Source organism: Massilia sp. 2TAF26 (assembly GCF_052115005.1).
GTDB lineage: Bacteria > Pseudomonadota > Gammaproteobacteria > Burkholderiales > Burkholderiaceae_D > Telluria.
Genome location: NZ_JBFRFV010000005.1, coordinates 48,455 through 68,825, shown reverse-complemented (window position 1 = coordinate 68,825; position 20,371 = coordinate 48,455). Strand labels below are relative to the sequence as shown.

At 66.7% G+C, this 20,371-nt stretch carries 22 protein-coding genes; 12 read left to right on the top strand and 10 right to left on the bottom strand.

The window, feature by feature from the left end; translation table 11 throughout:
- Positions 1-8 precede the first annotated feature (8 nt).
- Positions 9-917, bottom strand: coding sequence for a 16S rRNA (cytidine(1402)-2'-O)-methyltransferase (rsmI, locus tag AB4Z32_RS06910; RefSeq protein ID WP_441935188.1), 909 nt, complete (start codon positions 915-917; stop codon positions 9-11).
- An 11-nt stretch (positions 918-928) separates the two neighbouring features.
- Here rsmI and AB4Z32_RS06905 point away from each other — a divergent pair, with 11 nt between their 5' ends.
- The 8 genes from AB4Z32_RS06905 to AB4Z32_RS06870 all read left to right on the top strand — a co-directional run bounded on the left by AB4Z32_RS06905 (position 929) and on the right by AB4Z32_RS06870 (position 6,121).
- Positions 929-2,218 (top strand): penicillin-binding protein activator, encoded by a 1,290-nt coding sequence (locus AB4Z32_RS06905; RefSeq protein ID WP_441935187.1) that lies wholly within the window; start codon positions 929-931, stop codon positions 2,216-2,218.
- A 1-nt stretch (position 2,219) separates the two neighbouring features.
- Positions 2,220-2,582, top strand: a complete 363-nt coding sequence (locus tag AB4Z32_RS06900) for a YraN family protein (protein ID WP_441935186.1) — start codon at positions 2,220-2,222, stop codon at positions 2,580-2,582.
- Positions 2,583-2,645: 63 nt separating this feature from the next.
- Positions 2,646-3,242: a phosphoheptose isomerase gene (locus AB4Z32_RS06895; RefSeq protein ID WP_441935185.1), complete on the top strand. Its 597-nt coding sequence runs from the start codon at positions 2,646-2,648 to the stop codon at positions 3,240-3,242.
- Positions 3,232-3,858: a BON domain-containing protein gene (locus AB4Z32_RS06890; protein WP_441935184.1), complete on the top strand. Its 627-nt coding sequence runs from the start codon at positions 3,232-3,234 to the stop codon at positions 3,856-3,858. Before AB4Z32_RS06895 ends, AB4Z32_RS06890 begins: the two co-directional genes overlap by 11 nt.
- Before the next feature lie 63 nt (positions 3,859-3,921).
- Positions 3,922-4,443 carry a peroxiredoxin family protein gene (locus tag AB4Z32_RS06885; protein WP_441935183.1) on the top strand — a complete coding sequence of 174 codons (522 nt, stop codon included), beginning with the start codon at positions 3,922-3,924 and terminating at the stop codon, positions 4,441-4,443.
- 86 nt (positions 4,444-4,529) lie between these two features.
- Complete coding sequence (locus AB4Z32_RS06880) at positions 4,530-5,156, top strand: hypothetical protein (RefSeq protein ID WP_441935182.1); 627 nt, start codon at positions 4,530-4,532, stop codon at positions 5,154-5,156.
- Between the two features lie 37 nt (positions 5,157-5,193).
- A complete protein-coding gene (locus AB4Z32_RS06875; protein WP_441935181.1) occupies positions 5,194-5,409 on the top strand; it encodes a hypothetical protein in 216 nt (71 codons plus the stop codon).
- Between the two features lie 13 nt (positions 5,410-5,422).
- A complete protein-coding gene (locus AB4Z32_RS06870) occupies positions 5,423-6,121 on the top strand; it encodes an MgtC/SapB family protein (RefSeq protein ID WP_441935180.1) in 699 nt (232 codons plus the stop codon).
- Positions 6,122-6,130: 9 nt separating this feature from the next.
- Here the strand turns inward: AB4Z32_RS06870 and AB4Z32_RS06865 are convergent, their stop codons facing one another.
- The 8 genes from AB4Z32_RS06865 to AB4Z32_RS06830 all read right to left on the bottom strand — a co-directional run bounded on the left by AB4Z32_RS06865 (position 6,131) and on the right by AB4Z32_RS06830 (position 14,087).
- A complete protein-coding gene (locus AB4Z32_RS06865; RefSeq protein ID WP_441935179.1) occupies positions 6,131-8,125 on the bottom strand; it encodes a helicase-related protein in 1,995 nt (664 codons plus the stop codon).
- 174 nt (positions 8,126-8,299) lie between these two features.
- The gene (gene lipA, locus AB4Z32_RS06860) at positions 8,300-9,292 is read right to left on the bottom strand and encodes a lipoyl synthase (protein WP_441935178.1); all 993 of its coding nucleotides are present in this window, start codon (positions 9,290-9,292) and stop codon (positions 8,300-8,302) included.
- Between the two features lie 7 nt (positions 9,293-9,299).
- Positions 9,300-9,995 carry a lipoyl(octanoyl) transferase LipB gene (gene lipB / locus AB4Z32_RS06855; protein WP_441935177.1) on the bottom strand — a complete coding sequence of 232 codons (696 nt, stop codon included), beginning with the start codon at positions 9,993-9,995 and terminating at the stop codon, positions 9,300-9,302.
- A gap of 85 nt (positions 9,996-10,080) precedes the next feature.
- On the bottom strand, positions 10,081-10,347 hold the full coding sequence (locus AB4Z32_RS06850) for a DUF493 family protein (protein WP_441935176.1): 267 nt from the start codon (positions 10,345-10,347) through the stop codon (positions 10,081-10,083).
- A 98-nt stretch (positions 10,348-10,445) separates the two neighbouring features.
- The gene (locus AB4Z32_RS06845; protein ID WP_441935175.1) at positions 10,446-12,587 is read right to left on the bottom strand and encodes a DUF6600 domain-containing protein; all 2,142 of its coding nucleotides are present in this window, start codon (positions 12,585-12,587) and stop codon (positions 10,446-10,448) included.
- Between the two features lie 125 nt (positions 12,588-12,712).
- Positions 12,713-13,348 carry a LysE family transporter gene (locus tag AB4Z32_RS06840; protein WP_441935174.1) on the bottom strand — a complete coding sequence of 212 codons (636 nt, stop codon included), beginning with the start codon at positions 13,346-13,348 and terminating at the stop codon, positions 12,713-12,715.
- 105 nt (positions 13,349-13,453) lie between these two features.
- The gene (locus tag AB4Z32_RS06835; RefSeq protein WP_441935173.1) at positions 13,454-13,738 is read right to left on the bottom strand and encodes an HU family DNA-binding protein; all 285 of its coding nucleotides are present in this window, start codon (positions 13,736-13,738) and stop codon (positions 13,454-13,456) included.
- Between the two features lie 121 nt (positions 13,739-13,859).
- A complete protein-coding gene (locus AB4Z32_RS06830) occupies positions 13,860-14,087 on the bottom strand; it encodes a BrnA antitoxin family protein (RefSeq protein ID WP_441935172.1) in 228 nt (75 codons plus the stop codon).
- 196 nt (positions 14,088-14,283) lie between these two features.
- On the opposite strand from AB4Z32_RS06830, the gene AB4Z32_RS06825 reads away from it, so the two are divergent.
- Together AB4Z32_RS06825 and AB4Z32_RS06820 are read left to right on the top strand one after the other, a co-directional pair.
- The gene (locus tag AB4Z32_RS06825; protein WP_441935171.1) at positions 14,284-15,216 is read left to right on the top strand and encodes a DUF808 domain-containing protein; all 933 of its coding nucleotides are present in this window, start codon (positions 14,284-14,286) and stop codon (positions 15,214-15,216) included.
- A gap of 260 nt (positions 15,217-15,476) precedes the next feature.
- Positions 15,477-17,987, top strand: a complete 2,511-nt coding sequence (locus AB4Z32_RS06820; RefSeq protein ID WP_441935170.1) for a TonB-dependent receptor plug domain-containing protein — start codon at positions 15,477-15,479, stop codon at positions 17,985-17,987.
- A gap of 92 nt (positions 17,988-18,079) precedes the next feature.
- Here AB4Z32_RS06820 and AB4Z32_RS06815 read toward each other — a convergent pair whose 3' ends face one another.
- On the bottom strand, positions 18,080-18,547 hold the full coding sequence (locus tag AB4Z32_RS06815) for a hypothetical protein (protein ID WP_441935169.1): 468 nt from the start codon (positions 18,545-18,547) through the stop codon (positions 18,080-18,082).
- A gap of 44 nt (positions 18,548-18,591) precedes the next feature.
- Here AB4Z32_RS06815 and AB4Z32_RS06810 point away from each other — a divergent pair, with 44 nt between their 5' ends.
- Together AB4Z32_RS06810 and AB4Z32_RS06805 are read left to right on the top strand one after the other, a co-directional pair.
- Positions 18,592-19,896 carry an SDR family oxidoreductase gene (locus AB4Z32_RS06810; protein WP_441935168.1) on the top strand — a complete coding sequence of 435 codons (1,305 nt, stop codon included), beginning with the start codon at positions 18,592-18,594 and terminating at the stop codon, positions 19,894-19,896.
- Positions 19,896-20,363, top strand: coding sequence for a DUF2269 family protein (locus AB4Z32_RS06805; RefSeq protein ID WP_441935167.1), 468 nt, complete (start codon positions 19,896-19,898; stop codon positions 20,361-20,363). The genes AB4Z32_RS06810 and AB4Z32_RS06805 overlap by 1 nt, the downstream gene beginning before the upstream one ends.
- The last annotated feature ends 8 nt before the right edge of the window (positions 20,364-20,371 follow it).

Here is a 20,371-nt window from a genome sequence, read left to right as displayed (position 1 = left end):
TCGACGGTTCAGGCGTCGCCCTTGATCTGCAAAGCCCGCTCATACAGCGCATTTTTCTTCCGCCCCGTAATCTGCGCCGTCAGATTCGCCGCCTGCTTCACCGAGCACTCCGTCAGCAGGATCTGCAGGATGCGCTCCGCCTCCGCATCGCCGGCATCATCGGCCGGTGCCGCGCCTTCGACCAGCACCACGAATTCGCCGCGCTCGCGGTTCTGGTCGGCCTTGACCCAGGCCAGCGCTTCGCCGAGCGGGCAGCGGTGGATTTCTTCGAACATCTTGGTCAGCTCGCGCGCGAACACGACCTGGCGGGTCGGCTCGAACACGGCGGCCAGGGCTTCGACGCAGTCGGTGATGCGATGCGGTGCCTCATAGATCACGAGGGTCGAGGTTTCGCTCTTGAGCTGGGCCAGTTCGGTTTCGCGCTGCCTGGCCTTCGCCGGAAGGAATCCGACAAAATGGAAGCGGTCGTTCACCAGGCCGCTGGCCGACAGCGCCGTGACCACCGCCGAGGCGCCGGGTACCGGCACCACGTTCAAGCCTTCTGCGCGCACCGCGTCGACGATGCGGGCGCCGGGGTCGGAGACGGCCGGCGTGCCGGCGTCCGACACCAGGGCCACGCGCTCGCCCGCGCGCAGGCGCTGGATCAGCTTTTCGGCCACCTCGCGCTCGTTGTGCTGGTGGGCGGCCACCATCTGCTTGTTCAGGCCGAAGCGGGTCAGCAGGGCGCCGGTCTTGCGCGTGTCCTCGCAGGCGACGACGTCGGCGATCAGCAGCAGATGCAGGGCGCGCAGGGTGATATCGGTGACGTTGCCGATCGGTGTGGCCACCACGTAGAGCGTTGCGGTAGGATACGACTGCTGGGCTGCTTCGCCCAGTACGGGCAATTGGGCGATCTGGCTGGACTGAATGGCGGTCATGTGGGGATCGGATGCTGATTAAAAAACTGAAAGCGCTGGGCGCGGGCCTGGCGACGGGACTGACGGTTGCGCTGCTGACCGGCTGCACCACGGTGAGCCTCGACGAGCCGCAGCGATTGTGCGCGCCCGGGGGCGCAAACACAAGTCCCAGGAGCGGCGACTACGCCTGCCCGGAGTATGCGCCGCCACCGGCGCCGGCCTATGTGCCGCCGCCGCGCGAGGTGGAATCGGCGCCGGTGCAGACCGCGCCGATCCAGCTGCCGGGCCATGAGTCCCGCCCTCCCCCTCCCGCCGCCGCCAGGGGTGCCGGTCCGGTCCGCGTCGCCCTGCTGCTGCCGATGAATTCCCCGAGCCTGGGCGCCGCCGCCGATGCCGTGCGCGCCGGCTTCATGGCCAGCGCCGAGCGTGACGGCGCCGGCATCGCGGTCGACCTGGTCGCCACCGGCGACAGCGCCGACGACGCCCTCGCCGCCTATTCCCGCGCCGCCGCCTCGCACGACGTCATCGTCGGCCCGCTGGCCCGCCCTGCCGTCAGCGCGCTGGCCAGCGGCGGCGCGGTGAGCCTGCCGACCGTCGCCCTGAATCATCCGGAAGTGCGTGGCTCCTTGCCGCGCGGCATGGTCGTGGCCGGTCTCTCGCTCGAGGACGAGGCGCGCCAGGCTGCCGACTGGGCGGCGCGCGAACATCCGCAGGGACGGGCACTGATCCTCACCGGCAACGCCGCCTGGGCCCAGCGCGCGGCCGGCGCCTTCGAGGCGCGCTGGAGCGAACTCGGCCATACGGGCCAGCGCTATAACCTGCCCTCTGCCGGCGGCCGCGCCGACCCGCTCGCCATCTCCGAGCTCAAGACCCGGCTGGAAATCGATCCGCCGGAAGTGCTGTTCGCCGCGCTCGACGCGGTCGAGCTGCGCCAGGTGCGGGCCCGGACCGGCACCGCGATTCCCCTGTACACCGGCGGCGCCGGCAATCCGGGCCGCGCGCCCGGCACCGCGTATTCCGAGCTGAACGGCCTGCGCGTGGTCGACCTGCCCTGGCTGATCCGGCCGGACAACCCGGCGGTGATGGTGTATCCGCGACCCATCGATTCGGAGCAGTCGCTGACCATGAGCCGCCTGTACGCGCTCGGCATCGATGCCTTCCTGGTCGCCCGCGAGCTGGGCCTGCGTCCGGGCTCGCCCTTCATCATCGACGGCGTCACCGGCCACCTGGAGGTCGATGCCGGCAGCCAGCGCCTGCGGCGGCGCGAAGCCATGGCGGTCTACCGCGACGGCAACTTCGAACCCGCGGACGCGGGGCCTTGAAATGTGGCCGGCCCGCCTGTCGCAGAAGCAGGAACAGGGTCGGCAAGGAGAAGAATCGGCACTGGCGTATCTTCAACACCACGGTTTGGTGCTGATCGAAGCGAACTTCCGGTGTAAGTTAGGCGAGATCGATCTCGTCATGCGCGAGGGCGACACCCTCGTCTTCGTCGAGGTGCGCCAGCGCGCCGACCGTTCGCGCGGCGGGGCCGCCGCCAGCATCACCCCAGCGAAAATCCGCCGCATCCTGCGCGCCGCCCAGCTCTATCTGCAACGCTTCAGGCGCATGCCGCCCTGCCGCATCGACGTCGTCGCCATCGATGGCGGCAGGCTGGAATGGTTACGGAACGCCATCGAAGCCGCCTGAAATGTAAGCATTTCTTACGCCACTTGTGCGGTAGGCGTTGCCACTGCACTATAATCTTCGTCCATGAATACTCAACGCATCCTCGCTCATTTCCAGGAAAGCGCCGAACTCAAGCTGAAGTCGGGCCAGCTTCTCGCACAACCCATTTCGCAGGCCATCGAACTGATGTTCAATGCCCTGTCCAACGGCAACAAGATCCTGGCATGCGGCAACGGCGGTTCGGCCGGCGACGCCCAGCACTTCGCTGCCGAACTGGTCGGCCGCTTCGAGCGCGAGCGTTTCCCGCTGCCCGCGATCTCGCTGAGCACCGACACCTCGATCATCACGGCGGTCGGCAACGACTACAGCTTCAACGAGATCTTCAGCAAGCAGGTGCAGGCCCTGGGCCAGGCCGGCGACATCCTGCTGGCGATCTCGACGTCTGGCAATTCCGGCAACGTGCTGGCGGCCGTCGAAGCGGCGCTCGAGCGCGAAATGCGCGTCGTCGCCCTGACCGGCAAGGACGGCGGCAAGCTCGGCAAGCTGTTGACCGATGCCGACGTGCATATCAACGTGCAACACGCACGCACCGCGCGCATCCAGGAAGTGCATCTGGTCGCGATCCACAGTATCTGCGACGGTATCGACGTCGCCCTGTTCGGAGAAGAAGATGCAAGTTAAGAAAGCCGTCCTTACCGCTGCCGTGCTCGCTTCCCTGATGGCTTCGCTGCAAGGTTGCGTGGCCGTGGTGGCCGGTGGCGTGGTCACCGGCGCGTTGGCGACCACCGACCGCCGCACGCTGGGCGCGCAGACCGAGGACAAGGCGATCGCCGTGAAGGCCGAAACCCGCATGCCGCAGATCGTCGGCGATGCCGGCCACGTCAACATCAACAGCTACAACCGCAAGGTGCTGCTGACCGGCGAGGTGCGCGACGAGGAAATGAAGCGCGCCGTCGAGAACGAAGTGCGCGGCATCACCAACGTCGACAACGTGATCAACGAGCTGGTCGTCGCCGGCCCGTCGAGCTACACCTCGCGTTCGAACGATGCCCTGATCACCAGCAAGGTCAAGCTCAGCCTGGCCGACAAGCAGACGGTGTCCGCCAACTCCTTCAAGGTCGTCACCGAACGCGGCAATGTCTACCTGATGGGCCTGGTGACCCAGCGCGAAGGCAATATCGCGGCCCAGGTGGCGCAAGGCGTGTCCGGTGTGATCCGGGTGGTCAAGATCTTCGAATACATCAGCGAAGAAGACCTGCGCGCGATGCAGCCGCAGCAGCCGCCGCAGGCGCAGTAATCCACGGGAAACTGGCGGCGGGTCTATAATGACTTGTCGCCCGTTCACGGATGAGATGAAGCCATGACCGCAACCAGTTCCAACCGCTCCTGGATCAAGCCGGCCGCCATCGGCGCCGCCGTGCTCGCGATCGCCGGCATCGGCTTTGCCGCTTTCAACCAGCAGCCGACTGCGCCCAACGTCACCTTCATCAGCATCGACGGCCAGAAGATCAGCTCGCAAGACTTGCGCGGCAAGGTCGTGATGGTCAATTTCTGGGCAACTTCCTGCGCCACCTGCGTGAAGGAAATGCCGCAGATGGTCGACACCTATAACAAGTTCCGCAAGCAGGGCCTGGAATTCGTCGCCGTCGCCATGAGCTACGATCCGCCGAACTATGTCCTGAACTATGCGGAAACACGCAAGCTGCCGTTCAAGGTCGCCCTCGATTCCGGCGGCGACCTGGCCAAGCAATTCGGCGACGTGGCAATGACGCCGACCACCTTCGTCATCGGCAAGGATGGCAAGATTCTCAAACGTTACCTGGGCGAGCCGGACTTCGCGTCGTTGCACGCGCTGCTGCAGAAATCGCTGACCGCAAGCTGAAGCACATCCGCGCACCCCTGACCTCCCGCAAACCGTACCTGTTTGCTTGCCCCAAGCTTGACGCGTTCGCTGGCAAAGGAAAACTCATGCGCAAGCCGTTCACGTCCGCCCTCCTGTTTCCACTGCTGCTGGGAGGCTGCGCGAGCGTCGACACCGAACTGCGCGATACCGTCATCCTGCGTTACCAGCACGTCGCCAACGTGCACCGGATCGGCTTTCGCAACCCGATCGCACTGAGGCGCAACGAAGCCATCCATTTCGTGCAGCCGCTGGAATCGCAGGGCTTCTGGGCCGTATTCGTGCTGTGCAGCGTGGACGTCAACGGCGCCGTGCCCGCCTTCTATTACGACATCGACCGCTTCCGCGTCCAGTACGACGGCCGCCGCTTCGGCCCCTTGCGTCCCTACACCCTGCGGCTGGACGATAGCATCGACCTGAACACGCGCACCGACACCGCCGCCATCGCCGACGCCATCGCGGCCGAAATCCACGAAGGCCCGCCCAGCCAGGTATTTCATCATGGCGCCTACCCGAACCTCGACTACCGCTTCGCCATCTACGTGCCCCACGGCCTGGCCGATTACGCGGGCGAGGAATTGCCGCTGCGCTATGTCGGCGGCCACACTATCGTAAAAGGCAATGGCATCCCGCCTTCCGATATCCGGCTAGCGGGCGCGAACGGCACCGGCATCACGGCGCGCTGCCGGCCCTGATCGCGCTATGCTGTCGGCAAGGACAGCAGGAGGAAGCATGAGCGCAGCGAATATGACGATGACGGTCGAGCAAGCCTACCGGGCCATGCTGGCCTTCCTCGAACGCGAGGTCGAGCTGACCGAATCCAGCGACCTGGCCGACCTGGTCAGCGAATACAAGCTCGATGCGGATGGCCAGACCCGGGATCCGGCATTGTGGGAGGAATGGCTGACGGCGGTCGACAAGGTCCGGCCGCAGGGGAAACCGGACTGAGGGAGGACCGGCATTGCTCCCTCCTCTCGAACTGATTGCGCGTCTCGGCCTGGCGGCCCTGCTCGGCGGGGCGATCGGCTTCGAACGCGAGCGCCTGTCGTGGGCGGCCGGCTTGCGCACCCACATGCTGGTGTGCGTCGGCTCCTGCCTGTTCATGATCGTGTCGGCCTATGGATTCATGGGCGTACTGGAGCACGACCACGTCTCCCTCGATCCCTCGCGCGTGGCGGCCCAGGTCGTCTCCGGCATCGGCTTCCTGGGTGCGGGATCGATTTTGCTGCGCGGCGAAATCGTGCGCGGCCTTACCACCGCCGCCAGCCTGTGGACGGTGGCGGCGGTCGGCCTGGCCGCCGGCGGCGGGCTCTACCTTGCAGCCGTGTCCGCCACCATCATCATCCTGATCATCCTGGCCGGCATCAAGCCGCTGGAGCGCCGCTATTTCTCGGCCCGCCAGAAGCGCGAGGTGATGATCTCCGCCGAACGCGGACGCCTGACCCTGCACGTGCTGGAAAAGGAAATCGGCCCCATCACCAGCCGCATCAACACCTTCATCGTCCAGCAGCAGAAAGAAGCGCCGAACATGGACGATGTGCTGATCTCGTTTGCGCGCATGTCGGAAAGCGATTTCCATACGCTGCTCGACAAGTTGCAGAGCATTCCGGGCGTGCAGAAGCTGGACGCCAAGGGTCTCTCCGCGCGGCGGACTTACTAAGCCCGCTGCCTACCAGCGCCCCCGCTCCCGCTTCGACTGCCGCTTGCGCGCCGCCGCGTTCTGTTGCTGCAGCAGGGAATCGACGCGTTCGGAAGCTTCGCGCGCCAGTTGCTGGGCCAGCTCGATGCTGGGGAAGAATTCCGGCATCCGATAACCCAGCCAGGCATAGGCCGAGACCATGCGGCAGGTGTCCTCGACTTCCTGCAGGTTCTGCCAGAACAGTTCCTGCGGGTGGGGCTGCAGCTTGCAGATCTTGCGCTTCGCCAGCGATTGCGCCCAGTGGTTCCAGGCGCTTTCCAGGGTCGGGACGCGGGTCGAGATCGGCACCAGGGACATCGTGAACTTTTCGGCCACGCTCAGGTCGAGGGTATCCAGCCATTCCGCGCGCTCGTTCTGCTCCTCGGTGATGCGCGGGTAAAAAAAGCCGTCCGGGACGTCGATGTTGTGCACGAAGCGCTTCAGCAGTTTCACCAGCGAGGTCTCGCCGGTTACCGACGATATCCTGTGCAATTGCTCGATCGACGGTGCCACCGCGAAGCCGCTGGCTCTTACTGGCGGGATCTTTTCCTTCATTAGTGAGCGCATGATGTCGTGCGTCTCGTCGTCGTAGCCGGCCACGAAGCCTTCTTCATGCACGCCGTAGCGCCCTGCCCGTCCGGCGATCTGCTTGGCCAGCGCGGCCGAGATCTCTTCCTCTTCGACACCGTTGTACTTGACGGCCGTCGTCATCACGATGCGCTGGATCGGCATGTTCAAGCCCATGGCAATGGCATCGGTGCCGACCACGATGTCGGCCTGGCCTTCGCGGAAACGCTCGGCCTGGGCACGCCGCACTTCCGGCGACAGGTTGCCGTAGACGGTCGCTACCGACAGGCCCATCTCCGTGATCATGTCCCGCCACATCAGGACATTGCGGCGCGAGAAGGCGATGACGGCGTCGCCGCGCCGCAGGTTCTTCAGCCTGCGCACCGCGCCCGGTTCCATCGACAGCGGCGCCTTGCGCTTGAGCACGTGCACTTCGAGCGGGCACTCCAGCCTGTCGGCCAGGGCCTCGATCGCGCGCCGCGCTTCCGGCGCCCCGACCAGGTAGACGACCGACGCCGGCGCCCCGCACACGGCCGCGGTCCAGGCGGCGCCACGGTCGCGGTCGGCCAGCATCTGGATCTCGTCGATCACCGCCACCTCGACCCTCGTCTTCGTATCCAGCATCTCGACGGTGCTGGCGACGTGGGTCGCGTTCTCGGCCAGGCGCCGCTCCTCGCCCGTGACCAGGCTGACGGCCAGCGGCTCGCCGTCTTCACGTATGACGCCCTGCAGGCGCTCGTAGTTTTCCAGCGCCAGCAGGCGCAGCGGGGCGAGGTAGACGCCGCTTTCCGCCTGGGCCAGGTGCTCCATCGCGCGGTGGGTCTTACCGGAATTGGTCGGCCCCAGCAGGGCGATGAAGCGGCGCGCCATCTTGCTGGCGACCTCGAAGGATTGCGGATACTCGGCCAGGTTGATGCTTTCCTTGGTGCGCGCGGCGTGGCGCTCTTCCTGGTCGCGCTCGACGGCGTGTTCGAGGCGCTGGCGGATGCGCTCGAACACGTACTCGGCCGGCTCGGAGGTCTCCAGTTCTTCCAGCACGTGCAGGAACAGCATGGGATCGAAACCCGCTTCCTCGCACCGGTCGGCGATGTCGCGCACGAATTCCTCGACTTCCTGGTTCAGGTCGTCGATGGCGTCGCGGGTCGCGCGTTCTTCGATGAGTGCGCGGCGCACGCCGAGGTCCATCTTGCGCCACTTGCTCGGCTTGGCCAGCACGCCGCGCGAGGGCACCAGGCGGTAGTCGACGTGCAGGCCGTCCACGCGCACCGCGCCGCTGAAACGGATGAAGACGCGCCCTTCCATCTTGACCAGCTCGACGCCGCGCTGGTTCAGCTGCAGCTCGTGTTGGAGGAAGTTGTCGTCGTCCTGGGTGTCGTCGATGTTGTTGTTGGCCGGGTGACCGGAATGGTGTTGGCTCATGTTTTTTTATGCACGGGCTTGGGTTGAGGCCAATATAGCGCGGTTGGCGCGTGGGCTACGTTCGGCAAGCCACGGAATGAAAAAGCGTGGGCGGGGCCGCCCACCCTACCGGTTTGAATCCCGTAGGGTGGGCGGCCTCCGCCCACGCATGTCGATCAGAGAAAAAGCGGCTTGTTACGCAGCCACGCCCGCCTCATGCGCCTGCTGGTCCGCATGGTAGGACGAACGCACCATCGCGCCCACGGCCGCGTGCACGAAGCCCATCTCGTAAGCCTTCTCTTCGAACATTTTAAAGGTGTCCGGGTGCACGTAGCGGCGCACCGGCAGGTGCGAGTTCGACGGCGCCAGGTACTGGCCGATGGTCAGCATGTCGATGTCGTGGGCGCGCATGTCGCGCATGACTTCGAGGATTTCCTCGTCGGTCTCGCCCAGGCCCACCATCAGGCCGGACTTGGTGACGGCGTTCGGGTACTTCTTCTTGAAGTCGCGCAGCAGCACCAGCGAGTGCTGGTAGTCGGCGCCCGGGCGCGCTTCCTTGTACAGGCGCGGCACGGTTTCCAGGTTGTGGTTCATCACGTCCGGCAGGCCGTCGGCGAAGATATCGAGGGCCTTTTCCAGGCGGCCGCGGAAGTCCGGCACCAGCACTTCGATCTTGGTGTTCGGGCTCAAGGCGCGGGTCTTCTGGATGCACTCGACGAAGTGGCCGGCGCCGCCGTCACGCAGGTCGTCGCGGTCGACCGAGGTGATCACCACGTAGGACAGGCGCAGGTCGGCGATGGTCTTGGCCAGGTTGCCCGGCTCGTTGACGTCCAGCGGGTCCGGACGGCCGTGGCCGACGTCACAGAAGGGGCAGCGGCGGGTGCACTTGTCGCCCATGATCATGAAGGTGGCGGTGCCCTTGCCGAAGCATTCGCCGATGTTCGGGCAGCTGGCTTCCTCGCACACCGTCACCAGGTTGTTGGCGCGCAGGATGTCCTTGATCTCGTAGAAGCGCGAGGAGGCGGTGGCGGCCTTCACGCGGATCCAGTCCGGCTTCTTCAGGCGCTCGTGCTGCTCGATCGGCACGATCTTGATCGGGATGCGCGAGGTCTTGTCCGCGCCTTTTTGCTTGGCGCTGGCGTTGTAGGCAGCTTCTGCGGCATTGCCGGTGTCGATTTCGGAAGTCATGTGCTCTTTACCCAGGGAGGGTTTCGGTTGGTTTGTTCGTTGCGGCCGGAATGTCGTCCGCGGACAGGTGCCGGACCAGGGCCTGCGCCAGGGCCTGCTGCACGTCGTGGAGCGGCGCTTCCACGCCCATGCTGCGCATGTCCACCGTGGCCAATCCGGAATAGCCGCAAGGGTTGATCCAGCTGAAGGGCGCCAGGTCCATCGCCACGTTCAGCGATACGCCGTGGTAGGTGCAGCCGTTGCCGCGCACTTTCAGGCCGAGGGCGGCGATCTTGGCGCCCTTGCTCGGTCCATTGGCCATGTAGATGCCGGGCGCGCCTTCGACCCGTTCGCCCGCCAGATTATACGCCGCCAGCACATCGATGACCGCCTGCTCGATCTTGTTGACGAACTGGCGCGCGTACAGCTTGCCGCCCGGCTTGTTGCGGCGCAGGTCCATCAGCAGGTAGATCACGACCTGGCCGGGACCGTGGTAGGTCACCTCGCCGCCGCGGTCGGTCTGCACCACGGGGATCCCGTGCGCGCTCAGGATATGGCCGGGATCGGCGCCCAGGCCGAGGGTGTACACCGGCGGGTGCTCGACGATCCAGAGCTCGTCGGGGGTATCGGGCGTGCGCGCGTCCGTGAAGGCACGCATGGCGGCGAAGACGGTGTCGTAATCTGCGCGGCCGAGCTCACGGATGGCAGGGCGGTTCGCTGGCATGGAAACTGTGGGGACAGGAATGGAATGCCTCGACATTATAAGCCAGCCTCATGTCCCGTGCCGGCAAGCCCCCTGTTCCTGTTGCTTAAAGCACGACTTTGACCATCGGATGCGCGGACAGCTCGGTGTACAGCTTGTCCAGCATCTCGCGGCTGGTGGCGCGAACGGTCACGGTCAGGCCGGTATAGGCGCCTTTCGACGACGGACGCACTTCCATCTTGCCTTCATGGAAAGTCGGGTCGTGCAGGACGATCAGCTCGAGGATGGTGGCGGCGAACTCCTCATGCGTCGCGCCCATCACCTTGATCGGGAAATCGCTGGGGTATTCGATGAGGGATTCTTTGGGGTCCATGGGCACTCCTGTAAAACCTGCATTGTAGCCAAAGTCCCCAAGATGCGCCGGAAGGCGCACCGGGAACGGCGGTGGCGTTCCCGGTGGGCAGCCGCCGGTCAGCGGTCCGAATGATGCTCGCGCTCTTCGCCGCGCTTGCGCTCTTCGGCGCGCGGGTTGGACGCAGGCGGAGCAGGGCGCGCCGCCGGGGGAGGCGCAGGCGCAGCGACCACCTGTGGCGGCGGAGCAGGACGCGCCACCGGGGCCGGGGCCGGAGCGGGCGGAGGCGGCGCCGCACGCTGCGGCGCTTCACGGGCACGTTCCTCCTCGCCGCGGTGCGGACGCTCGAAGCGCGCTTCCGTGACCGGCCGCGGTGCCGGCTGGGGCGCCGCCATCACCGGAGCCTGCTGGACCGGCGCGGCCGGCATCACCGCCGACACCGGCGCCTGAGCCGGACGGCGCTCGTGCTGCTGCTCGTTGCTACCGGGACGTTCGCGGCGCGGCTCGTCGCCGTCACGGCCGTCACGACGATCGCGACGGCCTTCTTCCCAGTCGCGGCGTTCCTGGCGCTGCCAGCCCGGTGCGGCCGGCTGCGTGCCCTGCAGCTGCGGGCTGTTGGCCGTCAGCGGCTGCGGCGCCGGCGAGATGTGCGGCGTCGGGCTGACCACCGGCTGCGGCTGGGCCGGCACCGGCAGCGGCACCAGGCCGGGCGCCTGCTGCTGAACGGCGCCCTGCTGCACGGCCGGACGCTGGCGCACGAAACCGTCGCGCTCGATGCGGGCGGTGTCGATGCGCTCCGGGCGGCCGTTCACATTGCGGTCGGAACGCTCGCGGTCCGGGCGGTTCGGCTCGATGCGATCGGGGCGGCCGTCGCCGTTGCGGTCGGCGCGGTTCTGGAAGCGGTCGGGGATTCCGTCACCGTTGCGGTCGCCGCGGTTGGCTTCGAGGCGGTCCGGGCGGCCATCGTGGTCGCGGTCCACATTGCCGCCGCGGTGAGGCCGGTTGGGCGGGGCGGGCGGGGCGCCGGCCGCCGGAATGCCGAGGTTCTGGCCGTTGTGCACCAGCGCCGGCGGCACGGTGGCGATCGGCGCCTTCGGCACGTTGACCCGGCCGCCGGGGCCGAAGCGGTCGCGCGGCACCACGGTCAGGCCCTCCGGGCGGTAGTCGCGGCCGCGGCGCGGATCGGGCCGCACGTGATTGTTCAGCCAGCGCAGGCGATCGTCGGAGACGTGATAGGAGGGCACGTAGCGGTCGTGCGGTGACAGCGGATACCAGCCGAAGCCCGGACGGCGGCTGCGGTCGCGGAAGGTGATGTTCCAGTCGGCGCCGCCGACCCAGCCGACCAGGGCCGGCGCCCACACGGGCCGTTCGACGCGGCCGCCCGGCGCCCAGGCCCAGCGGCGGTTCACATACACCCAGCGGCCGTAGTGGAAGGGCGCATAGCCCCAGGGCGCGTTGTCGACCCAGGTCCAGCCCCAGGGATCGATCCAGGTCCAGCTGCCGTCGCGGTAGGGCACCCAGTCGGCGGCGACCGCCGGGATCCACAGCGGGCCGTATTCGCTGTCGCTGCGCCAGTTGCCGTAGCGGTCGAGGTCTTCGTAGCCGGTCATCTCGGACGTCACGTAGCGTGCCGAGGCGGAGTTGTCCTCGATGCGGTCGCGCGAGAACGACCAGCTGTCGAAGGCGTCCTGCACGGCGCTGGCGGTGCGCATGTCGTCGTCGGTGACCTCGAGGCGCTTGCCGGCGCGCACTGTCAGCTGGGAGCCGCCGGACTCGACCAGGGCGGCGCCGTCGAACACGTTCACCATGCTGGTGTCGCGCACGCGCTCGGTGTCGATGCGGATCCGGCCCGGCTGCTGCATGCGCACGCGCGCCTGGGGGGTGAGCACTTCGAAGCCGCGCAGCACATCCGGATTCAGGATGCGCACGCTGGCGCTGCCGTAGTGCAGGCGCAGGCGGATATTGTCGTCGTCCAGTTCGAGCACTTCGAGCGAGGAATCGCCGTCCAGGCGGACCGAAGTCGAGCCGACCCGCAGCTCGGTGCGGGCGCCGGGGGCGGTCGTGATCATATTGCCCGAGGTGACCGGCCAGTTGACCTGGGCCTGGGTCATCTCGGCGCCGACGTCGCCGCCGATGCCGACCGAACCCTGGGTCAGCGCAACGCGGCCGACGCGCGCCGGCGGATCGTCCGCGGCCACCGCCAGCGCGGAAAGGGTGGTGAAGGCCAGCAGCACGGCCGTCTTCAGGATCGGATTGGACATCGCGACGTCTCCAGCGTGAACTGTTATTCGGTTATATCCCGGGTTTACCCTGTAATAACGCATCCGGGCGCGGAACGACGACCATCGTTACAAATCGTTGCGAAATAGTTATTTCGACATGGAGATTATGCGTGGGCGCGTTTCACCAGGAACAGCAGGCAGCCCATCCCGATCAGCACGGCGCCGAAGAACCGGTTCTGCATCTTGACCGCGTGCTCGTCGCGGAAGAAGCGCTGCATGCTCGAGGCCAGGAAGGCGTAGCCGTGCATCACGGTGGTATCGATGGCGACCATGGTCACGCCCAGGATCGCCAGCTGCAGCAGCATCGACCCGTCCTTCGAGATGAACTGGGGCAGCACCGCGACCATGAAGATGATCCCTTTCGGGTTGGTGGCATTGGTCAGGAAGCCGGTCAGCACGCGCCGGCCGAACGGCGGATGGGCATCCAGCCTGGCGGCGGCGACGTCGGTGGCCCGCGCTTTCGAGCGCCACTGGCCGATGCCGATCCAGATCAAGTAGAGGGCGCCGGCGATCTTGACCGCGGTGAACACCGACTCCGAGGCCAGTACCAGCGAGCCGACGCCGGCGCCGGCGATGACCAGCACCAGGATCAGGCCGAGCTGCAGGCCCAGCACGGTGGCGCTGGCTTTCTTGAGGCCATAGGCCAGGCCGTGCGACATCGACAGCACGGCGCCGGAGCCGGGCGACAGGGCGATCAGGATGCCGGCGACGACGAACGCGATCCAGGTGGAAAAGGGCATGGGGGAAATCGGGCGGGTGCGGGGGTGCGGGGTGCGGAATGCGAAAACGGGCATGGCGCGCAGCGGCCGGCATGGCGCCGGGCTGCGGCCAGCCACGGGAACAGCTTACTTCTTCTTCGGGTTGACGGCGGCCTTCAGGGTCGCGCCGGCAGCGAAACGCGGGGTCTTCGACGCAGCGATCTTGATCACTTCGCCGGTTGCCGGGTTGCGGCCTTTGCGGGCAGCGCGCTTGGTGACCGAGAACGTGCCGAAGCCGGTGATACCGACCGTGTCGCCCTTTTTCAGGCGCTCGGTGATGATGTCGATGATGGTGTTCACTGCTTGGTTCGCAGCGGCACCCGACAGTTCGGTACGCTTCGCAAATTCAGCGATCAGTTCGCCTTTTTTCATAAATCCTCCGGGTTGAAAGAGCCGGAAGATTAGCATAATTAATTGCCCTGTGTAATCTGTTAACAGGGCGTACGTAAGCCGTACGCCCCGTCGCCACGGGCTTCCTGCGTTTTCGGCAGGTTCAGGCCGGTACTGCGGGAGCCTCCTGCACAGCCAGTCGGGTACGCAGGGCGGCGTTGATCAGGGTCTGGTAGCCGGTGCCGGTGCGCTCGGCGCGCGAGCGGAACTCGTCCAGGACCTCGTCGTCGAGGTAGATCGTGATGCGGGTCTTGCGCTTCGGCGGACGGGCGCGGCGGCGCGGCGCGACCGGCAGATCGAGTTTGGCGAAATTCGCGAGGTTCGTGGTCATGGCATCTCCTTCGGTCGGCAAGGCTGCTGTACCGCAGCCAATGTTGGCACTATACGTACAGCGTTGCGACCCTTCCGCCGGAAAGCGACGAGATGCAGATTTTCGGGGATGAAACGCAAATAACGCGCCTGAACCGTGTGAAGAAGCTGTGGTGCCTCAGTTAAGATGTGGCCATATTGATATTGAGGGAAAACCAATGGCTGCAGGTAGTTTGCTGGCGTTAATCGACGATATTGCGAGCGTCCTCGACGACGTTGCCCTGATGAGCAAGGTGGCGGCCAAGAAGACCGCCGGCGTGCTGGGCGACGACCTGGCGCTGAATGCCCAGCAGGTTACCGGCGTCAGCGCCGACCGCGAACTGCCGGTGGTGTGGGCGGTGGGGGTGGGCTCGCTGAAGAACAAGGCGATCCTGGTGCCGGCCGCGCTGGCGATTTCCGCCTTCATCCCGTCGGCGATCACGCCGCTCCTGATGGTGGGCGGCGCCTATCTCTGCTTCGAAGGCTTCGAGAAGCTGGCCCACAAGTTCCTGCACAGCGAGGCCGAGGATGCCGCCCACGAAGAGGAACTGGCCCAGGCGCTGGCCACCGGCGCCGACATGCGCGAAGTGGAAAAGGAAAAGATCAAGGGCGCGGTGCGCACCGACTTCATCCTGTCGGCGGAGATCATCGTGATCGCGCTGGGCGTGGTCAACGAGCAGGGCGCCTCCTTCGGCACCCAGGTCGCGGCCCTGGTGGCGGTGGCGATCGCGATGACGATCGGGGTCTATGGCGTGGTGGCCGGCATCGTCAAGATCGATGACCTCGGCCTGTATCTGAGCCGCAAGAGCGGCGGCGCCGCGCGCGCCATCGGCAACATGCTGCTGGCCGCGGCGCCGCGCCTGATGAAGGCGCTATCCGTGATCGGCACCGTCGCCATGTTCATGGTCGGCGGCGGCATCATCGGCCACGCCTTCGAACCGCTGCACCACCTGGCCGAAGGCGCGGCCCACGCGGTGGCCGGGGTGCCGGCGATCGGCGGCCTGCTGGCGGCCGTGACGCCGACTCTCATCGATGCCGTGGCCGGTGTGATCGTCGGGGCGGTCGTTCTTCTTGGCGTGAGCGTTTTCCAGCGTTTGCGCGGCAAACACTGAGCCGTCGTTCCCGCGCTAACTCGTCGTTCCCGCGTTACCTCGTCGTTCCCGCGCAGGCGGGAACCCAAGTTGGTTTGCGTCTCGACTGCGCATCGAACTTGGATCCCCGCCTGCGCGGGGACGACGGCAGCCTCCCTTACACCTTCCTGACATGCGCCCCCTGTTGCGTAATTACATCTGCGCAACTTGGGCTAATTGACAACGGTAAACATGCCGGACAGTATCGTTGAAAAGCGCATCCCAACAAGAAGGAACAAGAGATGAAACAACGATTTGCACCGGAAAAGACCGTACTCGCCTTATCGATCGCCTCGCTGTTCGCCGGCGCCGCCGCGCAGGCACAGGAAACAGGGGATGCCGCCAGCCCCAGCGCCACATCCGGTGCCACCGCCACCGTGGTGGTGACCGGCACCCGGGTGGCCAACCGCACCGCCCTCGACACCGCCTCGCCGGTGGACATCATCTCCGCCGAGTCCCTCAAAACCACCGGTTCCACCGAACTGAACCAGGCGCTGTCGACGGCCCTGCCTTCGCTGAACTTCCCGCGTCCCTCGCTGACCGACGGCACGGATACCATCCGCCCGGCCACCCTGCGCGGCATGGCGCCGGACCAGTCGCTGGTGCTGGTCAACTCGAAGCGCCGCCATGCTTCCTCGCTGGTCAACCTGAACGGCAGCATCGGCCGCGGCTCGGCCTCGGTCGACCTGAACACGATCCCCTCGAGCATGGTCAAGACGATCGAGGTGCTGCGCGACGGCGCCGCCGCCCAGTACGGCTCGGATGCGATCTCGGGCGTGGTCAACGTCCGCCTGCGCACCGACCGCAGCGGCGGCGAAGGAACCGTCGTGTACGGCGCGCACAAGACCGAGTACGACCTGCTGAACGACGCCGCTCCGGCCGGCGCGTCCTGGACCGCGCCGAACTCGCGCAAGCGCACCGACGGCCAGACCACCACCGTCAGCGCCTGGAAGGGCCTGCCCTGGGGCGAAACCGGCTACATCACCCTGGCCGCCGAATACAAGAACCAGGAACACACGGAACGCGCCGGCTACGACATGCGCCAGCTGTATCCGAAGGTCGGCACCGCCTACGACCCGCGCGAGCTGACCATCAACCGCTTCGACGCCTGGTACGGCGAGCCCGAGGTCAAGCAGTCGACCCTGTTCGTCAACGCCGGCAACAACATCACGGCCGACGTCAAGGTCTACGGCTGGGCCAGCTACCAGAAGCGCGACGCCCGCTCGGCCGGCTATTTCCGTACGCCGCAGGACGTGCGCAACATCCCGTCGATCTATCCGGACGGCTTCCTGCCGATCATCGCGCCGACCGTCGACGACTACAGCGCCGCCGCCGGCGCGACCTGGACCGCCGGCGACTGGGACATGGACGCCTCCATCGTCTATGGCAAGAACAAGCTGAGCTACGAGATCCAGAACACCCTGAACCGCTCGATCGGCCCGACCAGCAAGACGGTGTTCGACGCCGGCGGCTTCGGCTACGACCAGACCGTGCTGAACCTGACCGGGGTGCGCAAGGTGGACGCCGGCGGCCTGGCTTCGCCGCTGAACGTGGCGGTCGGCCTCGAGGCGCGCCGCGAAGGCTACCAGCTGAACGCCGGCGAACCGGATTCCTACCGCTACGGCGGCGTGGTGCTGGCCAACGGCACCCCGGCCGCACCGGGCGCCCAGGTGTTCCCGGGCTTCCGTCCGGCCAACGCCACCGACGCCAGCCGCAACGCGGTCGGCGCCTTCGTCGACCTCGAAGCGAACGTCACCGACCAGCTGCTGGCCTCGGTCGCGGTACGCGGCGAGCATTACTCGGACTTCGGCAACAACCTGTCCGGCAAGCTGTCGGCGCGCTACGATTTCAACAAGACCTTCGCCCTGCGCGGCGCGGTGCAGAACGGCTTCCGCGCGCCCTCGCTGCAGCAGCAGAACTTCACCTCGACCTCGACCAACTTCATCAACGGCGTACCGTTCGAGATCACCACCTTCAAGCCGACCGATCCGGTCGCGGTGGCGCTCGGCGCCAAGCCGCTGAAGGCCGAGAAGTCGACCAACTACTCGCTGGGCGCGGTGCTGCGCCTGGATCCGCTCACGCTGACGGTGGACGCCTACCGCATCAACGTGAGCGACCGCATCATCCTGTCGGAGAACCTGACCTCGACGGCGGTGCGCAATTACATCGTGGCGCAAGGCTTTACCGGCGTGGGCGGCGGCCGCTTCTTCATCAACGGCGTCGACACCAAGACCACGGGCGTCGACATCGTCGCCAACTACCCGCTGAACCTGGGCGCCAGCGGCCGTTTCGACTTCACCCTGGCCGGCAACTTCAACAAGACCGACGTCACCAAGGTGCCGACCACCGCCCAGCTGGCGGCCCTGAACCCGGCGCCGGTGCTGTTCGACCGCCTGAACGTGCTGACCCTGGAGAAGGGCCAGCCGAAGAACAAGATCACGGCAAGCGTGAACTGGAAGCTGGCGCAGTGGGGCGTGACCGCGCGCGCCACCCGCTACGGCGAAGTGCTGTCCCCGGGCACCACCCAGGCCTTCGACTTCCTGATCCACCCGCATACCATCGTCGACCTCGAGGCGCGCTACGCCGTCACGCCGAAGCTGAGCCTGGCCCTCGGCGCGGACAACCTGTTCGACCAGTATTCGGAAACGCTGCCGCCGTCGCTGAACGCGACGAGCAATACGCCGTTTGCGAACTACACGCCGTTTGGTACGGGTGGGCGGTATATCTACGCGCGGGCCAACTACAGCTTCTGAGTCGACCGTCACCCATGAACCGTCGTTCCCGCGCAGGCGGGACGACGGTGTGGCCGCCTTTTCCCATCTCGCTTACACTCCCTTTCAAGCGATCACCCGCGCCGGCACAGCATCGCCCCCAGCGCCAGCCCGACACCGAAGGCGCCATAGACCACGGCCAGCGCCGGCGGCGACAGGTGTTTTTCGTAGCCGGGCTTGAGCCGGTCCGGCGTAAGCTGGTAGTCCACGAAGCAGGCCACGGCCGAGGCCGCGGTGCCGACGCCCAGCGTGAGTGCGGGGTTCTTGCGGTCGAGCACTTCGCCGCACAGGCGCTCGAAGATCACCGACCAGAACGTCGCGCTGCCATGGTGGATCAGGTAGCCGGGCAGGGTGTAGCGTGCCGACAGTTCGTGGTGATCGGCCGCCCTGTCGCCCCAGAGCCAGTGGCTGACGGCATTGGTCGGCGCATAGGCGCTACCCGCTTCGCGCTTGCCGAATGCGGCGAGGACCGCGGTCGACAGCAGGCTGGAGGTGATGCCGCCGACCAGGCCGCGCTGGAATGCAGTTTTCCATGGTTCCATATCGTCCTCGATGCAAGAAAGCTCAGTACAAGAAAGGGAAGTGAATGCGGATTCTGCTGACGGGAGCAAGCGGATTCATCGGGCAACACCTGCTGCAGGCACTGCTGGCGGAAGGCCACGAGGTCGTCTGCGCGGTGCGCCGGGTAGAAAAGACCGACGATCCGCGCCTGTCCTTCATCCATGCCGACTTCACGAAAGATACCGATAAATCCGTCTGGCTGGCGCGCCTGTCGGGCATCGAAGCCGTGATCAACACGGTCGGCATCTTCCGCGAAAGCGGGGCCCAGACCTTCGACAGGCTGCACGTGCGGACCCCGCGCGCGCTGTTCGCGGCCTGCGCCGAATCGCACGACGTGCATATGGTCGTGCAGCTGTCCGCGCTGGGCGCCGACCAGGAGGCCGACACCGCCTACCACCTGTCGAAGAAGGCCGCCGACGACTACCTGGCCGCGCTGCCGGTACGCGCCGCCATCGTCCAGCCCTCGCTGGTCTACGGCAGCGACGGCGCCAGCGCGCGCGTGTTCAAGGCGCTGGCCTCGATGCCCTTCGCGCTCCGCTTCGGCGACGCGCCCCAGCTGGTGCAGCCGGTCCACGTCGACGATGTGGTCGCCGCCATCGTCGCCCTGCTGCGCCGGCGCCTGTATCTCGACCAGGACCTGGGTCACGAGGGCAGCGCCCGGCGCATTCCGCTCGCCGGCCCCGATGCGCTGCCTTTTACCGACTACCTGGCGGCCCTGCGCGCCTCGATGGGCATGGGACGGCTGCGCGTGCTGCGCCTGCCCGGCGGCGTCGCGCGCGGGCTGGCCCGCTTCGGCCGCTGGCTGCCGGGCGGCCTGCTCGATCCGGAAACGCTGCGCATGCTCGACCGCGGCAACAGCGGCGCCCCCGGACCGCTGCTGCGCCTGCTGGGGCGGCCGGCGCGTCCGATTACCTCCTTCGTGCTGGAGCCGCGCGCCGAACGTGCGCGCGCCAGGCTGGATTGGCTGCTGCCGATCCTGCGCATCAGCATCGCGCTGGTGTGGATCGTCACCGCCATCGTCTCCGCCTTCGTGTATCCGGTGGCGGACAGCTATGAACTGCTGGCGCGCACCGGCATCCCGGCCGAACTGCGGCCGCCGATGCTGTACGGTGCGTCCGCCTTCGACCTGCTGCTGGGCCTCGGCATCCTGTTCCTGAAACGCCGGCGCTGGCTATGGCTGGCACAATTGGGCCTGATCGGTTTCTATACCGTGGTGATCGCGTGGAAGCTGCCCGAATTCCTGGTCCACCCCTACGGGCCGCTCACGAAAAACCTGCCGATGCTGGCCGCGATCTGGCTGCTGTACCAGGTCGAAGATGAGGAAAACTGATGGACTACGTCGTCGTGAAATGGCTGCACATCCTGTCGTCGACCTTCCTGTTCGGCACCGGCATCGGTTCGGCCTGGTACATGCTGTTCGCGAATTTCAGCCGCGACGTGCGCGCGATCGCCGTGGTCAGCAAGTACGTGGTGATCGCCGACTGGCTGTTCACGGCCACCACCGCGATCCTGCAACCGGCCACCGGCTTCTACATGATCCACCTGGCCGGCTATCCGCTGCATAGCAAGTGGATCATGTGGTCGCTCACGCTCTACGTGCTGGCCGGCGCCTGCTGGCTGCCGGTGGTGTGGCTGCAGATGCGCCTGCGCGATATCGCGGCGGCGGCGGTGCGCAGCGGCGCCGCGACCTTGCCGCCGCTGTACTGGAAGTACTTCAAGACCTGGGTGGCGCTGGGCGTGCCGGCCTTCGTCGCCTTCGTCTTCATTTTCTGGTTCATGGTCAGCAAGCCGGTCTAGAATGCGGG

Bases quoted from the DNA above. Each gene is read 5' to 3' on its own strand.
- rsmI (WP_441935188.1), bottom strand. From the start codon at position 917: ATGACCGCCATTCAGTCCAGCCAGATCGCCCAATTGCCCGTACTGGGC.
- AB4Z32_RS06905 (WP_441935187.1), top strand. From the start codon at position 929: ATGCTGATTAAAAAACTGAAAGCGCTGGGCGCGGGCCTGGCGACGGGA.
- AB4Z32_RS06900 (WP_441935186.1), top strand. From the start codon at position 2,220: ATGTGGCCGGCCCGCCTGTCGCAGAAGCAGGAACAGGGTCGGCAAGGA.
- AB4Z32_RS06895 (WP_441935185.1), top strand. From the start codon at position 2,646: ATGAATACTCAACGCATCCTCGCTCATTTCCAGGAAAGCGCCGAACTC.
- AB4Z32_RS06890 (WP_441935184.1), top strand. From the start codon at position 3,232: ATGCAAGTTAAGAAAGCCGTCCTTACCGCTGCCGTGCTCGCTTCCCTG.
- AB4Z32_RS06885 (WP_441935183.1), top strand. From the start codon at position 3,922: ATGACCGCAACCAGTTCCAACCGCTCCTGGATCAAGCCGGCCGCCATC.
- AB4Z32_RS06880 (WP_441935182.1), top strand. From the start codon at position 4,530: ATGCGCAAGCCGTTCACGTCCGCCCTCCTGTTTCCACTGCTGCTGGGA.
- AB4Z32_RS06875 (WP_441935181.1), top strand. From the start codon at position 5,194: ATGAGCGCAGCGAATATGACGATGACGGTCGAGCAAGCCTACCGGGCC.
- AB4Z32_RS06865 (WP_441935179.1), bottom strand. From the start codon at position 8,125: ATGAGCCAACACCATTCCGGTCACCCGGCCAACAACAACATCGACGAC.
- lipA (WP_441935178.1), bottom strand. From the start codon at position 9,292: ATGACTTCCGAAATCGACACCGGCAATGCCGCAGAAGCTGCCTACAAC.
- lipB (WP_441935177.1), bottom strand. From the start codon at position 9,995: ATGCCAGCGAACCGCCCTGCCATCCGTGAGCTCGGCCGCGCAGATTAC.
- AB4Z32_RS06850 (WP_441935176.1), bottom strand. From the start codon at position 10,347: ATGGACCCCAAAGAATCCCTCATCGAATACCCCAGCGATTTCCCGATC.
- AB4Z32_RS06845 (WP_441935175.1), bottom strand. From the start codon at position 12,587: ATGTCCAATCCGATCCTGAAGACGGCCGTGCTGCTGGCCTTCACCACC.
- AB4Z32_RS06840 (WP_441935174.1), bottom strand. From the start codon at position 13,348: ATGCCCTTTTCCACCTGGATCGCGTTCGTCGTCGCCGGCATCCTGATC.
- AB4Z32_RS06835 (WP_441935173.1), bottom strand. From the start codon at position 13,738: ATGAAAAAAGGCGAACTGATCGCTGAATTTGCGAAGCGTACCGAACTG.
- AB4Z32_RS06830 (WP_441935172.1), bottom strand. From the start codon at position 14,087: ATGACCACGAACCTCGCGAATTTCGCCAAACTCGATCTGCCGGTCGCG.
- AB4Z32_RS06825 (WP_441935171.1), top strand. From the start codon at position 14,284: ATGGCTGCAGGTAGTTTGCTGGCGTTAATCGACGATATTGCGAGCGTC.
- AB4Z32_RS06820 (WP_441935170.1), top strand. From the start codon at position 15,477: ATGAAACAACGATTTGCACCGGAAAAGACCGTACTCGCCTTATCGATC.
- AB4Z32_RS06815 (WP_441935169.1), bottom strand. From the start codon at position 18,547: ATGGAACCATGGAAAACTGCATTCCAGCGCGGCCTGGTCGGCGGCATC.
- AB4Z32_RS06810 (WP_441935168.1), top strand. From the start codon at position 18,592: ATGCGGATTCTGCTGACGGGAGCAAGCGGATTCATCGGGCAACACCTG.
- AB4Z32_RS06805 (WP_441935167.1), top strand. From the start codon at position 19,896: ATGGACTACGTCGTCGTGAAATGGCTGCACATCCTGTCGTCGACCTTC.